Below are 21,480 nucleotides of genomic sequence, written 5' to 3'. Positions count from 1 at the left end.
ACAGTTTGACGGACATTAAATTTACCGGAAGCCAGCAAGCTCCCGCCGGATATCGCTGGGATCCATCGTATTCGAAACTTATGTCCTGAAAAAACCAAGCACAGCGGAAAACTCACAAAAGTCATTTTAACCCATTAATTGATTAGTAGATGGATTCGACATGAAGATATTCATCGATACCGCAAAAGTTGGCGAAATTAGGGAAGCCATCTCGTGGGGAATAGTTGATGGCGTTACGACCAATCCCAGCTTAATCAGGGAGGCTGTGGAAGAGGAGAGGAAAAGTGGAAAGTACATTGACCTCTGCAGCTACATTGAAGAAATCTGCCGCGCCGCCGGAAGGGAAAGGCCCGTTAGCCTTGAGGTGATAAGTCAGGAGGCCGACTCAATGGTGAAAGAAGCTAGATTCCTTTATCAAAAATTTAACCCCGTTGCCAACAACGTCGTGATAAAAATTCCAATAAATACCCACACCGGGGAAAAGGGAACCGATCACGAAGGGCTGGCGGCCATTAAAAAACTAGAAAGGGAGGGCATTCCTACCAATGTCACTCTAGTCATGACCCCGGAACAGGCGCTTTTAGCGGCAAAGGCGGGGGCCACCTACGTCAGCCCGTTTGCTGGAAGGATTGACGATTATATCCGGAAAAAATTAGACATTAATTTTAGCAAGAACGACTACTTTGACTTTGAGCTGATTCAAGAGATCTTCAAATCAAGGTTAACCAAAACGTTGAAACTAACTTCCGAAGAAAAAATTTCTGAAATTTATTGTGATGATAGGATTAGGCTGCTGCGAGCTAATGGAAATGACAGCGGGATTGTCAGCGGCGTGGAATGCGTAAGGAAGATTGTGAACATCTTCAGAAAGTATAACCTCCCAACGAAAATAATCGCCGCCAGCGTCCGGAACGCGCGCCAGATGCGGGAGCTGGCCGAAACTGGATGCGATATTTGCACAGCGCCGCTTTCAGTTATCAGAGACATGCTCAAGCACCCCAAAACTGAGGAAGGAGTTCAAAGGTTTTACTCCGACGCCATTAAGGCCGGATACGACGAACTATTCAAATCGCTATGAAGCTATCCAAGCGCCAACCTTTGATTCTCAGATGGTGACAGTTGCTCTTTAACTCCATAACCAGATCCACTACACCCGGCGCCCGCGTCGTCCGCCCTTCTTGCGACAACCATCGTGAGGAACGGGTGTGGCATCTTCTATGCGGCCTATCTTCAAACCGGCTCGAGCAAGGGCTCTGATCGCGGCCTGTGCTCCCGGGCCCGGGCTCTTCGGCCCGCTGCCACCGGGCGCTCGAACCTTAATGTGAACCCCAACGAAACCCTTCTCTATCGCTTCCTCAGCCGCACGAGTCGCCGCTTGCATTGCGGCGTAGGGGGAGGACTCTTCTCGATCGGCTTTCACTATCATTCCTCCGGAGTATCTGGCGACCGTTTCGGCCCCGGTCAAATCGGTGATGTGAATTATTGTATTGTTAAAAGAGGAATAGATGTGAGCTATGCCCCATTTTCCTTCCGTCAATTTTCTCCCTCCTCATTATGCTCGTCTGCCCCGGCTGTGTCCGGAATTGTCCCTTCCTCTCCCGACGCCTTCACGGGCTCAGAAGGTCCCTGACTTCCTAACTTGCCCTCGGTGAAGGGCTTACCGGATGCATAACCGACTAGAGGTTCTTCCTTGGCGGAGACCAGATAACTGGGAACATTGACACGTCTGCCTGCTATCGCTATATGGCCGTGGGTGATTAACTGTCTGGCCTGTGACATCGACTGGGCCAAACCCTTTCTATGAACTACTGTCTGAAGGCGCCTCTCCAGAAGCTTTTCAACGGTCAGTCCTAAGACATCGTCCAAGGTGGCATTTTCTCCCACCAGTCCCAAGCTCTGCAATCTGACGATGAGCTGTTTAGTCTCTTTCTCAGCTTGAGGACCCGAAGCAGCCAATAAATCTCTAGCCTGCCTCCGGAAATTTCTTAACAAAGTTTGGGCCCGCCAGATCTCTTCCTTCCTTCGCAACCCGAACTTTGCGAGCACCGCGTCTTCGGCATCCATTCGGTTCTTTTCCCAGGGGTGTGAAGGCCGGAGATATTTCTTCCTCTGGCGTTTCATCTTTCATCACTCAAGCTTAGGCTTTCTTGGCCTCTTTCTCGGACGGCGCGGACTCGGTTTTTTCCTTCTTCGCTTTGGCGGGCTTAGCGGCTTCCTCACGTAGTCTAACTTCCTTTCTCTTTACCCCAACCGTCAGGCCCTTTCTACCGGTGGTCCTCGTGCGCTGACCACGGACGGGCAAACCGAGCTCGTGCCTTATCCCCCGCCGGCTGCGGATGCGGCGCTCCCTGCCTATGTCCGAACGAACTGCCATATCAACATCAGGACCAATAAAATGGACATCCTTACCGGTATCATAGTCCTTTCTCCGGTTAAGCATCCAACTGGGAAAACCATATTGAGAAGGATTCCTGAGAATATTCTCCAGCTGTTCCACCTGTTCCTTGGTAAGGTCTCCAAGCTTCATTGTCGGGTCGATGCCTGCCACTAGAGCCGCCGCCCTAGCATAGGCAAAGCTGACGCCCTTGATGTCGGTCAGCGCCAGCTGGACCTTTTTTTCGCCAGACAGGTCCTTCCCTGCCATCCGCACGATGTGCTTGAACTCAGGCATTGATCCCACGCCTTTTTGCCATAGTCCTTTCAGATAACTGCCTATTTAATTATTGACAACAGCGGTTTTTAGCTGTTCAGTTATTATAGTTAACTTTCAGTTAAAAGCCTTAGGTATGGACCTCGGTACCGCGAATGGCGCCGGGGAGGGGATTTGAACCCCTGCGGCCCGTGAGGACCACGAGCTATCCAGCACCGGCTCCAGGCTCGCGCGTTACCTGGCTACGCTACCCCGGCACCCAATGAAAGTGTGTTTTTACCTTTAAATGTCATTCAACCGCACTAAAATTACAGCGCTGGTAATGAATTCATTTCCACTTTTTAGGATAGGTCCCAGGGCTCATCACTATCCTTTCAGGTTTGGCCACAATTCCGTGGTCGGCCTCATAAATTTCCTTGGACCCCATCGCTGCACGTGCCAGACCTATCAGCTCACCCTTCAGGGTGAAAACGGCAACCAAGTCTCCGACCGAAATTCCGCTGTCGACTGAAAGTACCCCGGGAGCCGCCAAGCTTGCGCCGTGACATATGGCGTCGACGGCTCCGTCCCGAACTACTATCCTTGGCAAATGCTGTACTGAAAGCTCCACGGGCAATATCACACGGCGTAAGGGCTCCTCCCGGCCTTCCTCCTTCCAAAAAACATAGGCGTCGGAGATATCATGCAATCTGACCGAATCCTTCTCTGAGAAAGGACCCGTTCTAGTACGTCTCAGCTCGCTCATATGGGCCCCGCACCCCAAAGCCTCACCGATGTCCGACATCAGCTTACGCATATACGTCCCGGCTTCGCAACCTATCCGCATGAGGACCTCTCTGCCCTCGCACTCAATTAATTCGATGTAATAGACCTTTCTGACACGAAGCTGACGCTTAACCGCTGCCCGCATCGGTGGACGCTGATATATCTCGCCTTGAAAATCCGACAGGGTTTGCTCCAGCTTGTTTTGCGGGACCTCACTGTGAAGGTGCATCACCCCAACATATTCTTTCCCCGAAAGCAGCAGCGTTCGGGCCACTTTAGTAGCATCCTCTAGGGCCACCGGAAGAACTCCGCTGACCCCGGGATCGAGTGTTCCGCCGTGCCCGGCCCTCTGCAAATTAAGCAAAAGCTTGATCCAAGCCACGATCTCGTGGGAGGTAGGCCCTCTAGGTTTATCAAGGTTAATCATGCCCAACCGGATGTGCTCCCGAATCGGCCTTTTTAACGGGTCACAACCGTATTCCGGATCGGTGGTGTCGTGGGCCTTGACGAGCACCTCGCGTTTAATATCTCCGGGCAGTTTTCCCAAGTAGAACACCTAAGACAGACCGGCGGCCTCGAGCGCTCGCTTTACCTCTTCGTCGGAGGCTCCTTTCTGTATTTCAAGCTTTTTCTCGGTGGGTTCCAGATGGGCGATGTTACACCGCCTACGCTTAACGCCCACACCAGCCACTACCACAAAGGTATCATCCAGTTTTTCCACGATCACGCAACGCCTTCCGGCTTCATGCCCGGCGATCTTTATGCAGACCCGACCCACTTCCATCACCATTTTATCGCCTCCTTTTCATGACCGCTTCAATTGCCGCGGCAAGTATTTTGGTTGTCTCAGCGAGCGACAACCTTTCCGTGTTCAGCACGATGTCGAAAATCGAATAATCGTTAACATCAATGTTGTATAGTTTTTTAAATCTTTTTGCCTCACTCTTCTCCCGTTTGACCGTCTCCTCATAAACATCGCGGTACCTCCGGCCCTCCCGTTGAGCTATCCGTTTCACCCTCACTTTTATCGGTGCCGTGAGGAATATCTTGAGATCCGCCTTCTTTGCCATCCAGCCCGCTAAACGGGCATCAATCAAGACCTTGCCGCCCCTCGCTGCATCGGCAATTTTTCTGTCAATCATCTGGTCAATGAAGGGATGAAGTTCCGCATATCTCTGGCCTTCCTTCAAAGTCATGCCTTTTTCCTTGACCAGCTCCCGGAAGATGTCCCCGGCGCATATGTACCTCAGGCTTTTGAACCGCTTTGCCAGAGCTTTAGCCGCTGTTGACTTCCCGGCACCGTGTAGGCCGCTGATGGCAACGGCTACCATTTTCTCAGGCCCTGACCTTTTCGATCAATGCCCTTCGAGAACAGGCGGCACAAAAATAGCCGCCAAAGGGTCGGTTCGGCATCCTCAGGCTGCGAGGCAGGCTTCCCATTCTGCCCCGGTTCTTTCTAGGCACGCCACTCAGCGGCTGGCCGCAGAAAGCACAGGCCGCGGCGGATTTTCTTCTCTCCCGATATTGCCTCGACACCCTTCCGCCAGGGGTGTGAACCTGTCTCTCCTTGTAGGTTCCGGATCGGTATCTTCGCGCGGGCAACTAATCACCTATCACGACCTTTCTAAAGATCTGGGAGAAGCCAAGATAAGTGATGAAGTACCACCAGCCCACCCCGAAGACAACCAACGGGCCAATAAAGGGAAGGTCTATTCTAACGAACGGCAACCAAGCCACCACCCAGCCCTTGAAGAAGTGGTTCAACGCAACCCACAGGACAAAAAGCGGGATCATATAAATGATCGACGGTTTCATCGTCTGCGAGGTGTTCTGCATCATAAGCTTGTTTATCTCGGGTTGCTGCAGCTGAAGTTTGTGCACCAGTTTCATGTCCCTCTTCTTCATCGCCTCACGGTATTCTTTCTGGAAAGCGGCGATCTTCTCCTTGTTCTGTTTCACCAGTTCCCAGTTTACCATTTTTTTAGTTATGAGAGTCACGAAAAACGACACGGCCAAGCTGATTCCAAGGATCACAAAGATGGAATATTCAAAAAGGGGCGATAAATATACCCCCACCAGCGAGGTCGCTTTAGAAACATCGGCCCTCAAGGAAATTATCTCTGACTCTACTGGCGTCTGATAAACCGCCGCAAATTTATTCTTGATTTGCTCATCGAGGGAAGAGTTCACTTCGGCAACGCTTGAACTGAAATTGGCGATATAGTCCTGAAAGGCCAATCCGATGTAGTTCTTGGCCGAGTCACTATCGCCCCGGCGCAAAGATGCGGCCGAAGTATCTAGGTTATTAATGATGCGGAAAAGATCACCGCTGCTTCCTTGTCCCTGCGCCTGGGCCAGCCCTGAAAGCATTAACGCGGACGACAGCGCTAGGACCAGCATCAGGATTGACATCTTTTTCAGCATAAATTCACCTTGGGGCTGAGACTATATTGTGCGCTGCTTTTTAAAACCCTTTAGCGCTATTCTCAGATAATCAAAAAATTGAAAGCGCTGCATAGTAATTCAAGGCGGTTGGGTTGTTCTTCTGAAACGAGGCCCAATTTTATTCTACACGCAATTAATTTCTTCCGCCTCGGCAAGATACAACCTCTTACTCGAAGAACCTCCTGACGGCCGGGAACATCTCCGCGACCTGCTCTTTGGCTATCTCCTGGTACAGGCTGTACATTATGCCAACCGTCAAGAGGATACCGGTCCCGCTGCCCAGAGCACCTAGGAAGTCCGCCCCAGCCGAAAGAAATCCGACGAAGGCACCACCGAGCAGCGCTGCGGTCATGATATAACGGCTCAGCACCCATTCCATGACCCTTACGTCACGCCGAAAACCGGGAATCAACATGCCGGACTTGTCCAGCTGTCTGGCCACATCGCCCGGTCCCATCCCAGTCATGTGCACCCAGAGATAAGCGAATCCCATACTAGCGAGGACTAAGATTAATATGTAAATGACGGCGCGAAGAGGATCGGCGGCTACCTGAGCTAAACCGTTCGGAGCGTCCGTGTAGTAAGAAATCCAAGGCGCATGAAGAAGAGCGGCAAATATCTTCAGGTTGGCGAAAACCGTCATGGCCAAGATGACCGGAATATTTGAGGTGTAGAGGAACCTTATTGGGTAGCGTCCCCTGACCCCACCAAACCTGCCATAGGCCAACGGGATTTCTATCCTCATGCTTTCGGCATAGACCACTATTAAAAAGATGAGCACCGTCGCGATCAGTCCCATCATGTTAGGTAGGTGAGGCCTGAAGAACTCGGCGATGACATCACCATTGCCAAGCGCTGTGCCTATCAAATTCGGGACAACTCCAGTGACTGGATTTAGGGCCTCCCAGACCACGGTCATGGCAACGCCGCCTGCAATAAACAGGCTAACCCCGCTGCCAAAGCCGTATTTTGAGACCACTTCATCAAGATAAATCACCACGATGGCTCCCAGCGTGAGCTGTATCACAAGCAAAATTCCCGCCGGGCTCAGCAACCCTACACTCTTACCGTAATTTCCGGCCAGCACCAGCATGGCCCCCTCAAATATAGCCATAATTATTGCCAAAAATTTCTGAACTCCAGTAAAGAGGGCACGGTCATCACTTTTAGACAAATCCAGACCAACTATCTTGCTGCCCACTAAAAGCTGCATGACTATCCCTGCGGTAACAATCGGACCGATTCCTAGCTCCATCAAGCTACCCGCGTGGCTTGCCAAAACATACCTGAGCTGGCCAAAGAAGTTTTGCGCCCCGGCGTCCCAAACCCCGTTCCCGTTCAGATCCGTAAAAGGCTCCAAGGCGACTTCACCGGGATCCATCACCCCGTTACCGTTGCTATCGATGAAATCAAAAGCCCCGTTGCCGTTAGTGTCCACAAACGGCTCCCGCTGGGCTATACCATAGAGGGGGATCTGGGACATCAAAAAGAAGACGATCAGTGCTATGCCGGTCCAGATAAACCTCTCCTTAAATGGCACCCTCCTTTTGGGAACGGCGACCTCGGGAAGATGACGGACAATCGAATCCAGCACGTAGAGTTTCGAGCGCGGCTTCTGCCCAGTTTCCCCGTCCATCGCCTTCACCCAGCGATAGCCCTGCCACCCGCTTCCTCTAGCTTACGCTTGGCCGAATCCACAAACGATTTCGCCGTGACTTCAAGCTGGTGGGTAACCCGACCGCCGCCCAGGACTCTGTCAACCCCAAGCTTATTCAAATCAACAACGAACTTCTCCCCCGCCTGCCTGGCCACGCCCATTTTAACAAACTTCTCTAAATTCTCGTCGATTTCACCAACGTTTATAACCGTCAAACCGCGACGGACATCATCCGGCCGCGTGAAACCATGTTTGCCGAAGTAGTCCGGCATATACCTAATGATGTATGACCACTTGTGCTTGTGCCCACCGCTCATCCCGGTACCGCCGCGCTCTCCGCTACCCCTTCCTCGCTTGGAGCAGCCCCTGCCGTAGGTGCGCCGTCCCCGCTGTTTTCTCACCTTTTTCCCCCGGCGAATGGTCATAGAAATCCCTCATATCATCCTCAGGAGCAAATCATTTATTTTTTCACCACGATAGCCCAGATCACCCAGATCCCTCACCGAACGTTTGATTGATTTGTAGCCCTTGGACGGCGGATGAAGCCTGAAGACCTTTTTGACACCGATTTCCTCCAATTTCACTTCTTCATTTTCAACGGCCGCCGCCAGCTCTGCCAAACTCGGGAAATTTAACCGGTCCTTGACAATCTCATCAGTAAGCTTCTTGTCGCCAACCAGCCTACCGCGCTTCGCCAAGAGCCGTTTTAAAACATCGGAACTTATCTCACCCCAAGTAACATAATCCTTAACCTTCTGGAGCATCCCTAGAACAGAATCACTATCATCAACCAGTACGCAATGATTAATCCGTGTTAAACCTAGCATCCTCAGCGTGTTTTTAACATCCTGCCTAGCGTTAATATCGCTCCGGATTTTAATCACCGCAAGCTTAGCCACTTACAACACCTGTCTTGCCAAGAGCCACGCGCTCCCGGTATCGGTCACTCATGACCACCTTGGTCGTTTGCTTCAGCGCATTCATCACCGCCATCGAGAAATTGAGCGTCGTGCGCGTCTCACCTTCGGTTCTTGTCCAAGCGTCCTGTATCCCTGCCATGCGAAGTATGGTCTTCGGGATCTCTGCCGAAGCCAGACCGAGACCGCGGGGGGCTGGCTTTATAAAGACCTTGACGCTGCCGCTCTTTCCGGAAACTTCAAAGGGAACCGAGTGGCTTCGCCCACAACCACACTCCCAACTGCCACAGCCTCGGGCCACCTCGATCACGTTCAACTTGGCCACCTTAACGGCTTTTTTAATGGAAGAACCTATGTCCCTGGCGCTGGCATGACCAACACCCACGACGCCATCCTTGTTGCCGACCACGGCCACCACGCGATACTTTACCCGGCGCCCCGACTTGTGCATCCTTTGAACCAGAGTGACCTCAAGGATGTCCTCCTGAATGCTCGGAACCAAGGCGTCGACGATTTCGCTTTCCTTGATCGGCTTTCCGGCTCTCAGGATCTGGGAGATGTCGGTGATCTTGCCCTCCTTAACCAATCGCCCCAAGCTGGTGCGCGGCTGCCACCGCTCAATGTCAAAAGCCTCTCGCTGCCTCATCATTTCAACCACCGAACTGCCTGATAACCTCCTGTTTCACCGAATTAAAATGATCCGGTATCTGCTCGGGAATCAGTCCCCGTGATAAATAACTAGAGAACCGCGACATATATGCTCTTTCGTCCTCCTTTTTCAGCTTCTCAGCATATTTAGATATGTCTGCGCCACTTATCCTCTCCTCTGACGGCAATACCTCTTCTTGGTGCGGTATTTGCAGGCCGGCATCTAGGGCCCCCCGCAACACGGCAAAGACCTTAGCGCCCTTGGTGGGGCGTCTCATGCCGATGTCCAACACTGCCTCTTTCACACCTGCCTTTAAGGCGCGGTATCCACAAAGTAAACCAACCAGATAAGCGGCAGGCAGATTGGAAGTTCCGTCCTTCCAGCCAAAATTCTCCAGCTGTTTTGAATGGGCTGAAACTAACACTTGATCCCCCTGGGGGGAAAATTTCACCAACTGGGCAGAAACGTGCTTCAACGAAACTCTGACAACCAGCCTCGGCATTCTGGACCTTAATAACTTGAGCCTGTATCGATAATCGGTCCTACCTTCTCTTTTTCGCCTGAATTCAACCTTGAACCGAGGTCCGGATGCTTTCATTTCAATCACTTCAGAATTCCTTTTTCCTTGAGATAAAGATTCAAATGAGCTTTACTCCGGAATGAGCCGCCTTTTACCATCAGGTACAGCTTTCGATACTGCCTCTGGTCAATCACGCCCTCTTTTCTCAACTCTTTCAGTCTAGCCCGCAACGGCCGAACCGTCTTTATCCAGTTGGCCTTTCTGGGTGACCTTGCACCGCGAGCCCCCTTCCGCGACCCCATTCCTCCCCGTCTTCCTGCCTTTCGCTTTACCTTCCGCACTCTCAACCTGCCACGGCTAATTCCGGCTTCAGGCTTCGCTCTGATGGCGCCTTGTTTAATAAGTCGTTTAATATCCTCACGGGTAATAGCAGCGGAAACGTCCGTAATGCGGCTAGGGTCTATCCAGACCCTGTTCACGCCAACCTTAAGAATCTCAGCTGCCAGTCTTTTCTTCGCGTCCAGCTTCATTCTTACTTACCCCCGGATTTAACACCCTTATCTTTAGCTCTTCCGCCCTTTTCAAAATCTGCTCCCTCTTTCTCCCTCCCACGCTTGCAGCAATTCTAATCGCCTGTTTCGTGGCATCTATCTTATCCAGATCAGATAAGCTCTTCACCAAGACCTCGGCAACACCGGAGGGATGAAGACCCCTGAGGCTCTTGGGATTCCGGTAGCCTATAGTAACTAAGCTGCCCTTGCCTTTTATCCTAAGACGAAGCTTGCTGTCTCGGCCCCTAGGCTTACGCCACTTCTCCCCCAGTCTCTTGAACCGGAACCATTCTTGGCGTCTGAACTTTGGCAAGCGTCTTTTTTCCATTCAATCACGACCTTTCCGCTATGTAACATCCGTCTTGGAAAATTCTTCGATCACGGTACTTTACAGAAGTTGCCTGTTCGATGTTAAAAGCAGTTTGTCCCACTTCTTCTTTGTTGATCCCGCTAACAATAATTTCGTCACCTTTTACTTCTACCGCAACATCACCAACTATCTCGGCAACCCGCGGAGACCTCTCGCCCAAAAAGTTGTGTATCATCACACGTTTTCCCTCAACCTTCACGGTTATTGGAAAATGAGAGTATACTGTGCGAAGTTTGTAAACAAAACCCTCGGTGACTCCCTTTATCATGTTCAGCAGATGGGCTCTCACGGCACCGAGCGCGGCCCTGTTTCTACGACGCGGCGAAGCTATCTCCAAGGTGATGACGCGACCATCGGCCTTTATCCCCAACCCGGGCAAATCAAACTCTCTCGAGAGCTTTCCCTTTTTTCCACTAACCTCGACTCGCTTGCCCTCGACCTTGGCTTCCACACCATCAGGTACTTCTATTTTCTCTTGCATTATTCGCGACATGCTCCAACCTTTTTGTCCCGTCTACTCTCCGTTTTTCACTATTAAAAGCGTGAGGTTAACCTCGTGGGATCAATAAACGTAGGCGAGTAGCCTTCCGCCCAAACCAAGCTCCTTCGCTTTGGTGTGGGCCATAATCCCTTTCGAAGTTGAGACAATAAGCAAGCCAAATCCGGATGCCAAAAGATAGCGTTTTTCCCACTTCTCGTACTCATTCACTTTTACGGCAAACCTTGGCTTTATCGCTCCACATCTGTTAATCTTTCCCTTAAGCTCCACTCGGAACTTCCCCGACTTACCATCATCGATGAACTCAAATGCCCCGATGTAACCCTCATCCTGCATTACCTGAAAGACCTCCCGGATTAGTTTCGAGGCTGGGTCGATGATGACCTCCTTCTTTCTGGCCCGCTCGTAATTGTCGATCTTTGAAAGCGCATTCGCTAATGGATCCAGTAACATGGCAATGCCTCAGCTGTATTTGGTAAAACCCAATTTGGGTGCCAGCTCCCTAAAGCAGCGGCGGCAGAGCCTCAACCCGTGTTGCTGATAGACATGGCCGTAGCTGCCACAGTGCATACACCGGTGGGCCCCTTTTCCAAATTTCTTTTTCGTCATTGTAACACCTCAATTCCAAAATTGGTAGTCATAAAATTTATCGCTTCCTCTCTGGTAATACAGTGTTCTTTAGGGACAGGTCTCCTCAGCAAACTTCGCCTCTTTATTCGATATCCCGGCCTTTCCAGTACTACTGAAACATCCATGCCGAACATGCCAATCTCCGGATCGTAGGAAATTCCTGGGATATCAATGTGCTCCTTAATGCCAAATGAAACGTTACCATTATCATCGAAAGAAGTTGCCTTGAGCTTGTTATCAACCGCCTCAAGGAGCTTTTTCAAAACCCCGATGGCTCTATCTCCGCGCAGGGTAACCTTACAACCTATGGGTTCCCCCTTCTTCACCCTCCAATCACGGACGGACTTTCTAGCATAGGTCCTCGTCGGCTTCTGACCCGCGATCATTTCCATCACCCTCTCCGCCTTGGCTAGCCTATCGCCACCTTCACCGACGCCGATGTTCAACACTACCTTTTCGACCCTAATCTCTCGCATTGGGTTCATCCACTCACCGACAAGCTAATGGCTGGCTTTTCCCTGCCCAAGACAAAAATGTAGTGCTCAGGTGCTTGAAAAGTCACGCCGTCGTTTTCTAGGGTAACTATATTGGGCTGAGGTCCGAAAATCGTCTTTATCTCAGCAATCTTGCCGACCTTGCTAACGTTGCTGCCACCTGTGACCATCGCGATGCTTCCTACCTTGAAGGGTAGCCTTTCTAGAACCTTTTGCTCCGGCAACGATATTTTCACCACGTCGCCGATTTTATAATCTAAGAAATCCCCGACAACATTTCTGCCATCATGAAAGGTGAGTTGTATCTTTTTACCCTTCACGTATTGCTTTCGGATGATTTTGCAAAGTTTAAACGAGGCCTCGGAGGGGACAATTTTCACGGGAATTAATCTGCCTAGATGATCGAGAAGAATTCTGTAGCACGCGTCAAGTGCCGGTAAGTGAACCACATCCATAAAACCGACCGGAAAACCAGACGCGCGCCTGACTTTTCCGTCGACAAGGACCTCTCCTCGGCTAATTGCTCCATCGGCCTCGCGCGCGGTTCTAGCTACAGCAAGATAATCCCGCAACAAAACTCGAAGTGGTATTGCCCTGTCAGCAGGGTGCGGCCCTGGAGCCGGCTTCATTGTCCAGACCGCCGACTTACGCGGCAACTTCAATGTCCGCGGTGCTGCATAACGCTTCAAGTGCCTGCTGCTGCCCTTCTTAGCCACTCTCTGACCTCCCCTCTACTCTACCTAACCGTTCCTTATCCTCGACTAGCTTTAACAACATAACGTCGGCTGGACGTATCGGTCGGTTAACCTGAGACCCGTCGCTCTTGGTGATACTGGCTCCTTGGACGGTGATTGTCAAGTCTTTGGTGTTCACCTCTAAAACTTCGCCTTCCAGTTTCTTGAAATCACCCCGCAAAATTTTCACACGGTCGCCCTTTCTCACCGGGAGCGACCGCACTTTATATTTCTCACGCAACTCCTTGCTGAGCCTAGCTGCCATCAACTTGTTCCTCCGGTGAAGAGGCAGTGAATAAAGCCTAGCCCGCTGCTTTCTCGGCTGACTGGAAACCATAGTTCACACCACGATTGAAGCTATACCTGCCACTTTGGGCCACCTTTCGGCCGCCTCTCGCGCAATCGGTCCTTTGATTTCCGACCCTCGAGGCGCTGCCTCAGGGGTTATCAGGACCGCAGCATTATCCTCAAACATCACGCGCATGCCATCAAGGCGACGGTACTCCTTTCGCTGTCGCACCACCACTGCCTGGACAAGCTGCTTTCTGAGTTCAGGTGTTCCCTTTTTCACCGAAGCCACTACTCTGTCGCCCACGCCGGCCTTGCCCATCGCCCTGTGCCGCCCTTTATATCCCATGACGTTTATTATCTGGATCTCCCGGGCTCCGGTATTGTCAGTGACTACCAGCCTCGCACCAACCGGAAGCACGCGCACGGGGGTAACCGCGCTCACACCTATGGATGTGCCAGCACCTTTCTTTCCCATTCCATCACCCTAATTTCTGAACGACCACGAAGGCCTTCGTTTTACTCAGCCTTCGGCACTCCATTATTTTTACTCTATCTCCCGTCTTCGCCGAGATGCAGGGTGGGTTGTGGGCATGATATTTTGAGGTCCTCCGTTCATATCGCTCATACTTGGCAATCCAGCGCATGCGCTCAAGCTCGACCGTTACCGTCCGTGCCATTTTATCGCTGACGACAACGCCCTCCAGCGCCTTTCCCCGAACCGAAAGATTGCCGTGGAAAGGACACTTGGGGTCTGAACATTTCTCCTTAGGCGGCTCAATTCCCATCCCAATCATCACCATCACCTCTTCCGCTTGACCCTTTCCTCGGGCCGGCCAACCAGTTTCTCGCCCTCGATGATCACGGCCTGCCCGTCGGGGAGCTTTATCTCGAAAGATGAACCTGACTTGGGAACAATCTTCGCGGCTGACATATGCTCAATCACCAGCATGTCTCGCGTTTCGTCCAAAATCTTGCCGTAGACGCCCAAAAGAGTAGGATCGGAGCTACTCACGACCTGTGCCTCGAGCCCAATAAGCTCGTGCCGCAAGATGTTCCTTTTGGTTAACGGCATAACGCCACCTATCTCATGTTTATCATCTCAGGAGTGAACCCAAGACTCACGAGCACTTCCTTTACCCGTTGTTCATGGTGCCCCTGCAACTCTATGCGTCCATCCTTCCAAGTTCCACCGCAGGCAAGCTCTGATTTCAGTTTCTTGGTCAGGTCCTTGATGCTGACCTGCTTCTCATCGAGGCCCTCTATGACCGTCACGACCTTGCCGAACTTTCGCTTGATAACATATACGTTTATCCGTTGCTGCTCTCGGGCTATCTCCTCGCAGACGCAGAGTTCCTTGGGCAGACCACAAACCTTACAGATCTCTTGCAGTGCTCATCCACCTCCTCGCTGTTTTTCCCTTATAATGGTAAGGATTCTGGCGATTGCCCGCTTGAGTTCCCGGATTTTCGCCGGATTCTCCAGCGAGCCCCCCGCGGCTGCCGTGGCCTTGGCCCGGGCCAGTTCTGACCGTAGCTCTCTCAGCTTCTGCAGCATCTCGTCGGGACTCATCGACCTTATTTCCTCAGGCTTGAGCGTCGCCATCGTTAACACCTTCCTTATCCTTCTCGTCCTTGGTTTCCTCGACCTTTTCACCAGCAGGTCGCTCCTCCACGCCTTCTCCAGAGGTCTTCTCTACCTTAGGCTCCTCGGCCTTTTCACCGGCTGGCTTTTCCTTCATTTCTGGCGCGGGCTCCGCAATCTTTATCTCTCCCGGCAAGGGGACGTCCGGCGGCATTATGCTCACTTTGATTCCAACTATTCCCGGCTTCAGCTTTGCCACCGCCTGTCCGCGGCTGACCAGCTTCTGGGCCGGCTCGCCAGCTTTGCTCAAGTAACCCTCGTAAAACCGCATGCTCTTCGACCGCTCTCCGGCAATCCTACCGGAAATCACTATTTCCACACCTCTAGCCCCAGCACCCATAATCGTTCTCACCATGCTCTGGCCGACCCTGCGAACGCTTAGGCCCCGCTCTAAAGCAAAGGCGATGTGCTTGGCCATGATAGGGCCTGACAGCTCCGGCTTGGGTATCTCCACCACCTCTACCTGTGGTTTCTCCAAGCCAAACTTCTGCTCCAAATCATCAGTCAGCTGCTTGATGCTCTTGCCCTTCTTGCCGATCACCATTCCCGGCCTCTCCACGTAAATAGTGACCCTAGTGCCGGTGAGAACCCTCTTGATATCGACTCCGCCGTATCCGGCTTTCGCAAGCTCATTCTCAAGAAAGGTCTCGAGCTGAACCCGCTTGATCCCCTGTTTGATGAAAGTTCTTTCCACCGGCATTTCATCAACCTTTCAGGATTATCTCAATATTTGTCAGCGGAGACATCGCTGGCGACGAGCGTCCAAAGGCCCGCGGGATAAACCCTGGAATGGAAGTACCCTTGTAGGCGCTGGCGTGGACCACCTTAAGTTTTTCCACGTCAAGCCCCTTGTAGACGGCGTTGGCCTCCGCATTCTTCAAAACCTTCAGTATCTCCCTCGCTGCCTTCACCGGATACTGGCCGCTCCCCTTGGGGCCGCGGTGGGCGACCTTTTTTCTGTGACGCAAAATAGGCACTGCCTTCTTCTTCTGCTGGACAGCTTCAAGGTATTCCTTGGCGGCTTTCAGGCTCATCCCTCTTATGGCCCTGCAGACCTCCATGGCCTGCTTGGGAGAGATCCTCCGCTCCTTACCCAGCGCCCGAGCCACTGGACCCTCGACCTTCGCAGAAAAACCGAACTTCGGCATAACCATCACTTCAACGGCACATACATGGAGCTTCTAGTGGCACCGATGCCCGGAGTTCCATGGATGACTCTCTTCCTGGTCTGGGCAAACTCTCCGAGGCGATGCCCGATCATCTCCGGCTTCACTTCCACAATCAAAAACTCCTTCCCGTTGTGAACCGCAAACTTCAGGCCCACCATCTCGGGTATTATCACCATGTCCCGACAGTGGGTCCGTATCGGTGCATCGTTGCCCGAAGCTCTCGCCTTTCTGATCTTCTCTATCAACTTTTTCTGCTTTGGGGTGAAGCCTCTCAACAGCGATCTGCGCTGGCGAGAGGGTAAAAGTTTCGCGAAATCATCCAAGGGCAGCCTCTGCAGCTCCTCGAGAGCGTAACCCCGATAGGTGAACTTCTTCGGCATGACCTCACCTCTTCCCTGTCCTTCTGGCCGCTATTAACCCTACCTTCTGGCCCGGCGGAGCACCGCGCGCTACCGTCTTCGGCCTGCCCGCGTTCTTGCCTCTGCCACCGCCGAAGGGATGATCCACGATGTTCATCGCCACTGCCCGTGTACGCGGATAATGTTTGCCCTTGGCAAGCATGATGTGGTGGCGCTTGCCCGCCTTCACCAGTGGCTTCTCCAGACGCCCTCCACCAGCAACCACTCCGATTGTGGCCCGGCACCGTGGGTCCATTTCCTTTATCTCCCCGGAAGGAAGCTGGACACTGGCCCGACCCACATCGTGGCCTACCAGAACCGCGTAGGAGCCAGCTGCCCTGACTAACTTTCCGCCATCTCCGGGCTTCGTTTCTATATTGCAGATGGTCGTACCCTCCGGTATCTCGGCCAGCGGGAGCACATTTCCGGGTTTTATCTCCGCAGAAATCCCTGCCATAACCTTGTCCCCGACCTTGAGCCCTTCGGGAGCCAAAACTAACCTTTCCTGCCCGTCTCCATAACGGATCCTCGCTACCGGAGCGCTTCTGCCGGGTTCATGGAGTATATCCACCACCACGGCCTCACCAGCCCTCTCCGGCGGAGGCAGGCTAATCTTCCCCAGCCTTCGCCAGCTTTTCGCCCGATAGGTGGGCGAGCCGTTACCAATCCTCTGCGCCCTTAAACGCTTGCCCATCAGATCATCCCCAGTTTTGCCGCGATCTCATCGGCCATAAACTCCGGCGCCAGCTTGACATAGGCGCGCTTTTTTCCCTCCGGAGTGATCTCAACAGATACCTTCTTCACCTTAACCTCAAACAGGGTTTCTACCGCCCTCTTTATATCTGACTTGGTCGCGGCATTATCGACGACGAAGATCAGCTTGTTTTCAGACTCTATCATCTTCACCGCCTTCTCCGTGGCCAGCGGATAGAGAATTACCGAGTGAGGATCCTTCATGAATATAATCCCTCCGCAAGTTTCTGTATCGCCGAAGTGGTCCAGACGATCAATCTACCCGGAACGCCTCCGGGAGCCAAAATCTCCGCGTTCAGCTCATTTACCTTGGCCACGCTTACGCCGGGGAGGTTCCTCGCCCCCGACTTTATCCCCCGGTCTTGGGCAATTACTATCAGCGGCCCGACTGCCCTTTTGTAGCGTCTGCCCCTCATCTTACCTATGCCCGCCCGGATGCGGATGCCTTCAGAAGTTCTTTCCAACTCCTTGCCCAGACCCAGCTTGGTCAGGGTCGCCCTAATATCGGCGGTTTTCTTCAGGCTCTCCAACTCATCGGTGACCACGAGGGGAAGGGAGGAAACAGTTGCAACCGCGTGGCCCCTCGCGGCGACCAACTTTTTATCCTTCGACGCCGCAATTGCCGACCTTATCGCCAGCCGCCGCTCTTTGCGGTTAATCCTCTCCGCAATATTCTTCTCAACCCGCGGCGGATGGGCCCTCCTGCCTCCGACGGCATGGGGAGCAAACGCCCCCATTCCGGACGCCGGATGCTTCGTGCCTTTAACCCTCCTGATCCGGGAAACACCGAAACCCTTTCCCCAGGTCTCGGCAGAGGTTCTCTTGCCCGCCATCGGATCCGGTCCCCAAGGCTGGATTCTGGCCGACTGAGCGGCTAGCACGGCCCGCCTTATCACGTCGGGCCTGACCTCGGAATCAAAGACCTCCGGAAGCTCTATTTCCTCTACCGGCTTGGCGTCAAGCGAGAATACTGGAACCTTCATTGTCAAGCACCCTGTTGTGAAGCTGTGCTTATGTAGGTGACGGAGGGCACCGAAGTTGCCGCCTCGGCATGAAGTCTCACCGGATGTCTCAGCTGAACCAATCTCTTGGTCGGCCCCGGAACTGAACCGGCAACGACGATGAAGTCCTTTCTGATCGGGCCATAACGGAGGAAGCCTCCGCTGGGGGTGACCTCCTTGCCGTCGTTGCCTATTTTCAAAATTCTCTTGTTGAAATCGGTGCGCTGGTGGTATCCCATCTGGCCTGCCGCCGGAACCGTCCACAGGATCCGGGGAGGAGACCAAGGACCGAGGGTGCCGACTTGCCTCCTTCCCTCCTCGCTCTTTCGGGGCAAGATCTTGACCCCCCAGCGCTTGACCGGACCCTGAAATCCTTTGCCCTTAGTAATCGCGAGGACATCGACGAACTCACCCTCCTTGAAAACATCGCTGGGGCGGACCTGCTTCCCCAGAAGGCCTTTGGAGTAATTCCAGCGCTCCTCGACCGAGCTGCCACCAACGCGTATCTCCACCAGATCTGGCTTCTTCTTCGACACGCCGGTTTCGCGGGGCTGGGTGCAAGCCAAAACTCTAATCTCGTTAACTTTGCCCGATTTCACCAGCGCCTCGGCCTGTTCCATCGCCTTCTGAGCATCATACTTTTTGGGCCTTCGAATCAGGCGGAAGAGGTCCTTGGGCAACTCGCTCGACCAGACCTCACCCATCGCCTTCAGCCCTCTGGTGCCCTGCTGGTAGATCCTGACCGCACAGACGACCATGGGCGGTGCCTCAATCACTGTGGCGGGAACGCAGATCTCCTGGCCCTTGGTCATGGAGCCCTTGCGGTCATCAATCATGAAGAGGCTGATCATGCCTGCCTTATAACCCGCGAAACCCTGTAAACCCAACCTAGCTTCCGCTGGCCATGCCCTCACACGAGCCACGGGGCTCTTGGCCCTTGCCCGCGGCATGTATGCCAGTGAGCCCCGACGTGGATGATGTGCCCGTTTTCCCATTTTTTATCCCTCGATGAGCGCGTTCAGCAGCGAGAGCGTGGCTACGAGCGCCTCCTCGGTCCGAACGGTGGCCGTGCCTTGGTTCGGTACCGCATTCATAATGACGTCGAACAGGTCCGAAGCGTCGACGCCCTGTCGCCGGCATATCTCGAAGAGCCCTGCATAAGGGCCTCCGAAAGCCACTGCCATGCTGCGAGGCTTGCTACTCATTATCGCCTGCACGGCTTCATATAAATTTTGCCCTCGCCTTGACGTACCAATGTAGTAATCAGCCTTAACTGCTTTTAAGCCCTCCGCGAGGCTTTCGGCGCGTAAAATTTTGAAGCCCCAGTAGTCCTGAACCTCCCCCCGAGACACCGGCGTTACCTGGATGAAATCCCCTTCTCTGTCGCCGAGCCTAACTGTCACTCGCTGCCTCAGAGGCAATTTCCCGTGGTAGATCCCTTTTTGCGGCAGACCTATTTCCAAAATGCTCCTTTGGCCTGACTCAATGACGACTCCCTCGCGACAGTCTCCCTTCCGATTCCGCTCGTCTTGAAGCGGGTGACTCGGTGTACGCAAAGGGGAGAGTAAACCAGCATACTTAAGCACCTCGGAATGGGGAAAAAGAATCTTGCGCAAATACTGTGGGGTTTCAAGATAGCTCAAAAGTGTCTCGATGGTCCTAGCTTGGGTCTCCTGATTCCTCACGTTGGGTTCATCATCGTTGTAGATGCAAACCCGGCTAACCCGAAATATCGCCAGCGCCCGTCCCACCAGGCCAACTTTAAAGGTAACTTGACGAAGGTCGGAGGAGTCAGCTACCAGTGAGGCTGGTAACAACACCGAAATTTCTGGACGAGAAAGCATCAACGATCAGCCTTTGGCGACCCCGATGGGCACCAGCCTCGCCACCTTTCTGGCTATGCCGGCTCGGTGGGTTATGTCAACTACCTTATCGATGTCCTTGTAGGCGTCCGGCGCCTCCTCCGCGATTACCGAGATCTTGGCCGCCCTAACCACCTTTCCCTCGGACTCCAACTTGCGCTTGATCTCCTCACCCCGGAAGTGCTTCAGCGCCGCAGTACGGCTCATGTGTCTTCCGGCCCCGTGGGCGGTGGAACCAAAGGCCTCTCTGAACCCCTGCTCGGTACCGACCATCACATAAGAAGCCGTGCCCATATCGCCCGGAATCAGCACGGGTTGTCCCACGTTACGGTAGATTTGGGGAATTTCTGGGCGTCCGGCGGGGAAGGCCCTAGTGGCGCCCTTCCTGTGGACGCAGAGCTTTCTCTTCTTCCCGTCGACCTCGTGCTCCTCGATTTTGGCGATGTTGTGCGCAACATCGTAAACGATGTGGAGGCCCAAGGATTCGGCGTCCTGTTTCATGACATCCTCAAATGACTGCCTCACCCAGTGGACTATCATCTGCCGGTTGGCCCAGGCAAAATTAGCGGCACATCTCATCGCCGAAAGATATGCCTGCCCTTCAGGGGAATTCACCGGAACATTCACCAGCTCGCGGTCGGGCAGAAAGATGTTGTACTTTTTCACGGCCCGTTCCATGGCGCGGAGGTAATCGGAGCAGACCTGGTGCCCGAGACCACGGGAGCCGGTGTGGACCATCACCATTACCTGGTCCTCGTGCTCGATGCCGAACCTTCTGGCTATCTCAGGATCAAAAATCTTATCAACTGTCTGAATCTCGAGAAAGTGATTTCCGCTACCCAAGCTCCCGAGCTGGGGATAACCCCGCCGCTTGGCCTCGGGGCTCACATCCCGGGCTGAGGCTCCGGACATTCCACCCCTCTCCTCGAGGCGCTCTAGGTCTTCCTCCCATCCATACCCGTTCTCCACCGCCCATCTGGCGCCGATTTCCAGCACCTGGTCGAGCTGAGCTGGAGTAACCTTCACCTTGCCCTCACTGCCGAGTCCCGAAGGAACATTTCTAAACAGAGAGTCCACGAGCTCGCGAAGCCTAGGGACTACCTCCTTTTTGTCAAGTCCCGTGCGCAGTAGACGGACACCGCAGTTGATATCGTACCCGACACCTCCGGGACTGATCACGCCTGTTTCAGCATCCGTGGCCGCAACACCGCCGATGGGGAACCCATAACCTTGGTGCCCATCCGGCAGGGTGATAGAATATTTGTAGATGCCCTGCAGGAAAGTTACGTTTGCGGCCTGTTCCAGCGTCAGGTCCCGGCGCATCTCCTCAAGCATCTCGGCATCCGCGTAGATCCGGGCCGGAACCCGCATGCCGCGCTTGTACTCTTGAGGGATCTCCCACCTCAGGTCATCTATTTTCCGAATCTTGCCCTGCCACGGGCCCGTTGCTGAAACGGCACCTTCTTCCATGATCCCACCAGTAG

At 53.3% G+C, this 21,480-nt stretch carries 34 protein-coding genes, 1 tRNA gene and 2 pseudogenes; 1 reads left to right on the top strand and 36 read right to left on the bottom strand.

The features are described 5' to 3' along the window. Positions 1-160 precede the first annotated feature (160 nt). Complete coding sequence (locus ACP5PX_RS02060) at positions 161-1,078, top strand: transaldolase family protein (RefSeq protein WP_428083476.1); 918 nt, start codon at positions 161-163, stop codon at positions 1,076-1,078. 69 nt (positions 1,079-1,147) lie between these two features. Here ACP5PX_RS02060 and ACP5PX_RS02055 read toward each other — a convergent pair whose 3' ends face one another. The 36 genes and pseudogenes from ACP5PX_RS02055 to ACP5PX_RS01880 form a co-directional block, all read right to left on the bottom strand. Further along, positions 1,148-1,537 (bottom strand): 30S ribosomal protein S11, encoded by a 390-nt coding sequence (locus tag ACP5PX_RS02055; protein ID WP_428083474.1) that lies wholly within the window; start codon positions 1,535-1,537, stop codon positions 1,148-1,150. Beyond that, complete coding sequence (locus ACP5PX_RS02050) at positions 1,534-2,121, bottom strand: 30S ribosomal protein S4 (RefSeq protein WP_428083472.1); 588 nt, start codon at positions 2,119-2,121, stop codon at positions 1,534-1,536. The genes ACP5PX_RS02055 and ACP5PX_RS02050 overlap by 4 nt, the downstream gene beginning before the upstream one ends. Before the next feature lie 109 nt (positions 2,122-2,230). Beyond that, positions 2,231-2,671, bottom strand: a pseudogene (locus ACP5PX_RS02045) (30S ribosomal protein S13); the annotation flags it as partial. Positions 2,672-2,806: 135 nt separating this feature from the next. Continuing rightward, positions 2,807-2,907: transfer RNA gene (locus ACP5PX_RS02040), tRNA-Ser, on the bottom strand. 71 nt (positions 2,908-2,978) lie between these two features. Continuing rightward, a complete protein-coding gene (locus ACP5PX_RS02035; protein ID WP_428083470.1) occupies positions 2,979-3,962 on the bottom strand; it encodes an RNA-guided pseudouridylation complex pseudouridine synthase subunit Cbf5 in 984 nt (327 codons plus the stop codon). A 9-nt stretch (positions 3,963-3,971) separates the two neighbouring features. Then, the gene (locus tag ACP5PX_RS02030) at positions 3,972-4,205 is read right to left on the bottom strand and encodes a 50S ribosomal protein L14e (protein ID WP_428083468.1); all 234 of its coding nucleotides are present in this window, start codon (positions 4,203-4,205) and stop codon (positions 3,972-3,974) included. A gap of 1 nt (position 4,206) precedes the next feature. Further along, the gene (gene cmk / locus ACP5PX_RS02025; protein WP_428083466.1) at positions 4,207-4,746 is read right to left on the bottom strand and encodes a (d)CMP kinase; all 540 of its coding nucleotides are present in this window, start codon (positions 4,744-4,746) and stop codon (positions 4,207-4,209) included. 4 nt (positions 4,747-4,750) lie between these two features. After that, positions 4,751-5,017: a 50S ribosomal protein L34e gene (locus ACP5PX_RS02020; protein WP_428083464.1), complete on the bottom strand. Its 267-nt coding sequence runs from the start codon at positions 5,015-5,017 to the stop codon at positions 4,751-4,753. Then, the gene (locus ACP5PX_RS02015) at positions 5,018-5,839 is read right to left on the bottom strand and encodes an EMC3/TMCO1 family protein (RefSeq protein WP_428083462.1); all 822 of its coding nucleotides are present in this window, start codon (positions 5,837-5,839) and stop codon (positions 5,018-5,020) included. It abuts the gene before it with no gap. 187 nt (positions 5,840-6,026) lie between these two features. After that, a complete protein-coding gene (secY, locus tag ACP5PX_RS02010) occupies positions 6,027-7,496 on the bottom strand; it encodes a preprotein translocase subunit SecY (protein ID WP_428083460.1) in 1,470 nt (489 codons plus the stop codon). A gap of 5 nt (positions 7,497-7,501) precedes the next feature. After that, positions 7,502-7,942, bottom strand: coding sequence for an uL15m family ribosomal protein (locus ACP5PX_RS02005; protein ID WP_428083458.1), 441 nt, complete (start codon positions 7,940-7,942; stop codon positions 7,502-7,504). A 9-nt stretch (positions 7,943-7,951) separates the two neighbouring features. Further along, the gene (gene rpmD / locus ACP5PX_RS02000; protein ID WP_428083456.1) at positions 7,952-8,416 is read right to left on the bottom strand and encodes a 50S ribosomal protein L30; all 465 of its coding nucleotides are present in this window, start codon (positions 8,414-8,416) and stop codon (positions 7,952-7,954) included. Beyond that, positions 8,409-9,080, bottom strand: a complete 672-nt coding sequence (locus ACP5PX_RS01995; protein WP_428083526.1) for a 30S ribosomal protein S5 — start codon at positions 9,078-9,080, stop codon at positions 8,409-8,411. The genes rpmD and ACP5PX_RS01995 overlap by 8 nt, the downstream gene beginning before the upstream one ends. 4 nt (positions 9,081-9,084) lie before the next feature. After that, entirely contained in the window at positions 9,085-9,681 is a 597-nt protein-coding gene (locus tag ACP5PX_RS01990) for a 50S ribosomal protein L18 (protein ID WP_428083454.1), read from the bottom strand. A 5-nt stretch (positions 9,682-9,686) separates the two neighbouring features. After that, positions 9,687-10,133, bottom strand: coding sequence for a 50S ribosomal protein L19e (locus tag ACP5PX_RS01985; protein ID WP_428083452.1), 447 nt, complete (start codon positions 10,131-10,133; stop codon positions 9,687-9,689). After that, positions 10,099-10,482 (bottom strand): 50S ribosomal protein L32e, encoded by a 384-nt coding sequence (locus tag ACP5PX_RS01980; protein ID WP_428083450.1) that lies wholly within the window; start codon positions 10,480-10,482, stop codon positions 10,099-10,101. The genes ACP5PX_RS01985 and ACP5PX_RS01980 overlap by 35 nt, the downstream gene beginning before the upstream one ends. A 4-nt stretch (positions 10,483-10,486) precedes the next feature. Next, the gene (locus ACP5PX_RS01975) at positions 10,487-11,017 is read right to left on the bottom strand and encodes a 50S ribosomal protein L6 (protein WP_428083448.1); all 531 of its coding nucleotides are present in this window, start codon (positions 11,015-11,017) and stop codon (positions 10,487-10,489) included. 69 nt (positions 11,018-11,086) lie between these two features. Beyond that, on the bottom strand, positions 11,087-11,476 hold the full coding sequence (locus ACP5PX_RS01970; protein WP_428083446.1) for a 30S ribosomal protein S8: 390 nt from the start codon (positions 11,474-11,476) through the stop codon (positions 11,087-11,089). Between the two features lie 9 nt (positions 11,477-11,485). Further along, positions 11,486-11,632: a 30S ribosomal protein S14 gene (locus ACP5PX_RS01965; protein WP_428083444.1), complete on the bottom strand. Its 147-nt coding sequence runs from the start codon at positions 11,630-11,632 to the stop codon at positions 11,486-11,488. Further along, positions 11,629-12,138 carry a 50S ribosomal protein L5 gene (locus tag ACP5PX_RS01960; protein WP_428083443.1) on the bottom strand — a complete coding sequence of 170 codons (510 nt, stop codon included), beginning with the start codon at positions 12,136-12,138 and terminating at the stop codon, positions 11,629-11,631. Before ACP5PX_RS01960 ends, ACP5PX_RS01965 begins: the two co-directional genes overlap by 4 nt. Further along, complete coding sequence (locus ACP5PX_RS01955) at positions 12,135-12,863, bottom strand: 30S ribosomal protein S4e (RefSeq protein WP_428083441.1); 729 nt, start codon at positions 12,861-12,863, stop codon at positions 12,135-12,137. The genes ACP5PX_RS01960 and ACP5PX_RS01955 overlap by 4 nt, the downstream gene beginning before the upstream one ends. Then, the gene (gene rplX / locus ACP5PX_RS01950) at positions 12,856-13,218 is read right to left on the bottom strand and encodes a 50S ribosomal protein L24 (RefSeq protein WP_428083439.1); all 363 of its coding nucleotides are present in this window, start codon (positions 13,216-13,218) and stop codon (positions 12,856-12,858) included. Before rplX ends, ACP5PX_RS01955 begins: the two co-directional genes overlap by 8 nt. A 3-nt stretch (positions 13,219-13,221) precedes the next feature. Continuing rightward, entirely contained in the window at positions 13,222-13,647 is a 426-nt protein-coding gene (locus ACP5PX_RS01945) for a 50S ribosomal protein L14 (protein ID WP_428083438.1), read from the bottom strand. Positions 13,648-13,651: 4 nt separating this feature from the next. Beyond that, complete coding sequence (locus ACP5PX_RS01940) at positions 13,652-13,972, bottom strand: 30S ribosomal protein S17 (protein ID WP_428083436.1); 321 nt, start codon at positions 13,970-13,972, stop codon at positions 13,652-13,654. Further along, entirely contained in the window at positions 13,972-14,244 is a 273-nt protein-coding gene (gene rnp1 / locus ACP5PX_RS01935) for a ribonuclease P protein component 1 (RefSeq protein ID WP_428083434.1), read from the bottom strand. The genes ACP5PX_RS01940 and rnp1 overlap by 1 nt, the downstream gene beginning before the upstream one ends. A gap of 8 nt (positions 14,245-14,252) precedes the next feature. Then, positions 14,253-14,561: a translation initiation factor gene (locus ACP5PX_RS01930; protein WP_428083524.1), complete on the bottom strand. Its 309-nt coding sequence runs from the start codon at positions 14,559-14,561 to the stop codon at positions 14,253-14,255. Between the two features lie 3 nt (positions 14,562-14,564). Next, on the bottom strand, positions 14,565-14,774 hold the full coding sequence (gene rpmC, locus ACP5PX_RS01925) for a 50S ribosomal protein L29 (protein ID WP_428083432.1): 210 nt from the start codon (positions 14,772-14,774) through the stop codon (positions 14,565-14,567). 85 nt (positions 14,775-14,859) lie between these two features. After that, positions 14,860-15,513 (bottom strand): annotated as a pseudogene (locus ACP5PX_RS01920) (30S ribosomal protein S3); the annotation flags it as partial. A gap of 4 nt (positions 15,514-15,517) precedes the next feature. Beyond that, positions 15,518-15,967, bottom strand: a complete 450-nt coding sequence (locus ACP5PX_RS01915; protein WP_428083430.1) for a 50S ribosomal protein L22 — start codon at positions 15,965-15,967, stop codon at positions 15,518-15,520. Continuing rightward, positions 15,967-16,362 (bottom strand): 30S ribosomal protein S19, encoded by a 396-nt coding sequence (locus ACP5PX_RS01910; protein ID WP_428083429.1) that lies wholly within the window; start codon positions 16,360-16,362, stop codon positions 15,967-15,969. Before ACP5PX_RS01910 ends, ACP5PX_RS01915 begins: the two co-directional genes overlap by 1 nt. A gap of 4 nt (positions 16,363-16,366) precedes the next feature. Next, a complete protein-coding gene (locus ACP5PX_RS01905; protein WP_428083427.1) occupies positions 16,367-17,074 on the bottom strand; it encodes a 50S ribosomal protein L2 in 708 nt (235 codons plus the stop codon). Then, on the bottom strand, positions 17,074-17,337 hold the full coding sequence (locus ACP5PX_RS01900) for a 50S ribosomal protein L23 (RefSeq protein ID WP_428083425.1): 264 nt from the start codon (positions 17,335-17,337) through the stop codon (positions 17,074-17,076). Before ACP5PX_RS01900 ends, ACP5PX_RS01905 begins: the two co-directional genes overlap by 1 nt. Further along, complete coding sequence (rpl4p, locus tag ACP5PX_RS01895; protein WP_428083423.1) at positions 17,334-18,116, bottom strand: 50S ribosomal protein L4; 783 nt, start codon at positions 18,114-18,116, stop codon at positions 17,334-17,336. The genes ACP5PX_RS01900 and rpl4p overlap by 4 nt, the downstream gene beginning before the upstream one ends. 2 nt (positions 18,117-18,118) lie before the next feature. After that, on the bottom strand, positions 18,119-19,129 hold the full coding sequence (locus tag ACP5PX_RS01890; protein WP_428083421.1) for a 50S ribosomal protein L3: 1,011 nt from the start codon (positions 19,127-19,129) through the stop codon (positions 18,119-18,121). A 3-nt stretch (positions 19,130-19,132) separates the two neighbouring features. Then, positions 19,133-19,978 carry a putative RNA uridine N3 methyltransferase gene (locus tag ACP5PX_RS01885; RefSeq protein WP_428083419.1) on the bottom strand — a complete coding sequence of 282 codons (846 nt, stop codon included), beginning with the start codon at positions 19,976-19,978 and terminating at the stop codon, positions 19,133-19,135. Positions 19,979-19,984: 6 nt separating this feature from the next. Beyond that, a complete protein-coding gene (locus ACP5PX_RS01880; protein ID WP_428083418.1) occupies positions 19,985-21,466 on the bottom strand; it encodes an RtcB family protein in 1,482 nt (493 codons plus the stop codon). Positions 21,467-21,480 lie beyond the last annotated feature (14 nt).

This window comes from Hadarchaeum sp. (SeqCode) (assembly GCF_049969415.1).
In the GTDB taxonomy this organism is placed as follows: Archaea; Hadarchaeota; Hadarchaeia; order Hadarchaeales; family Hadarchaeaceae; genus Hadarchaeum.
This window is presented reverse-complemented; position numbering and strand designations above follow the sequence as displayed.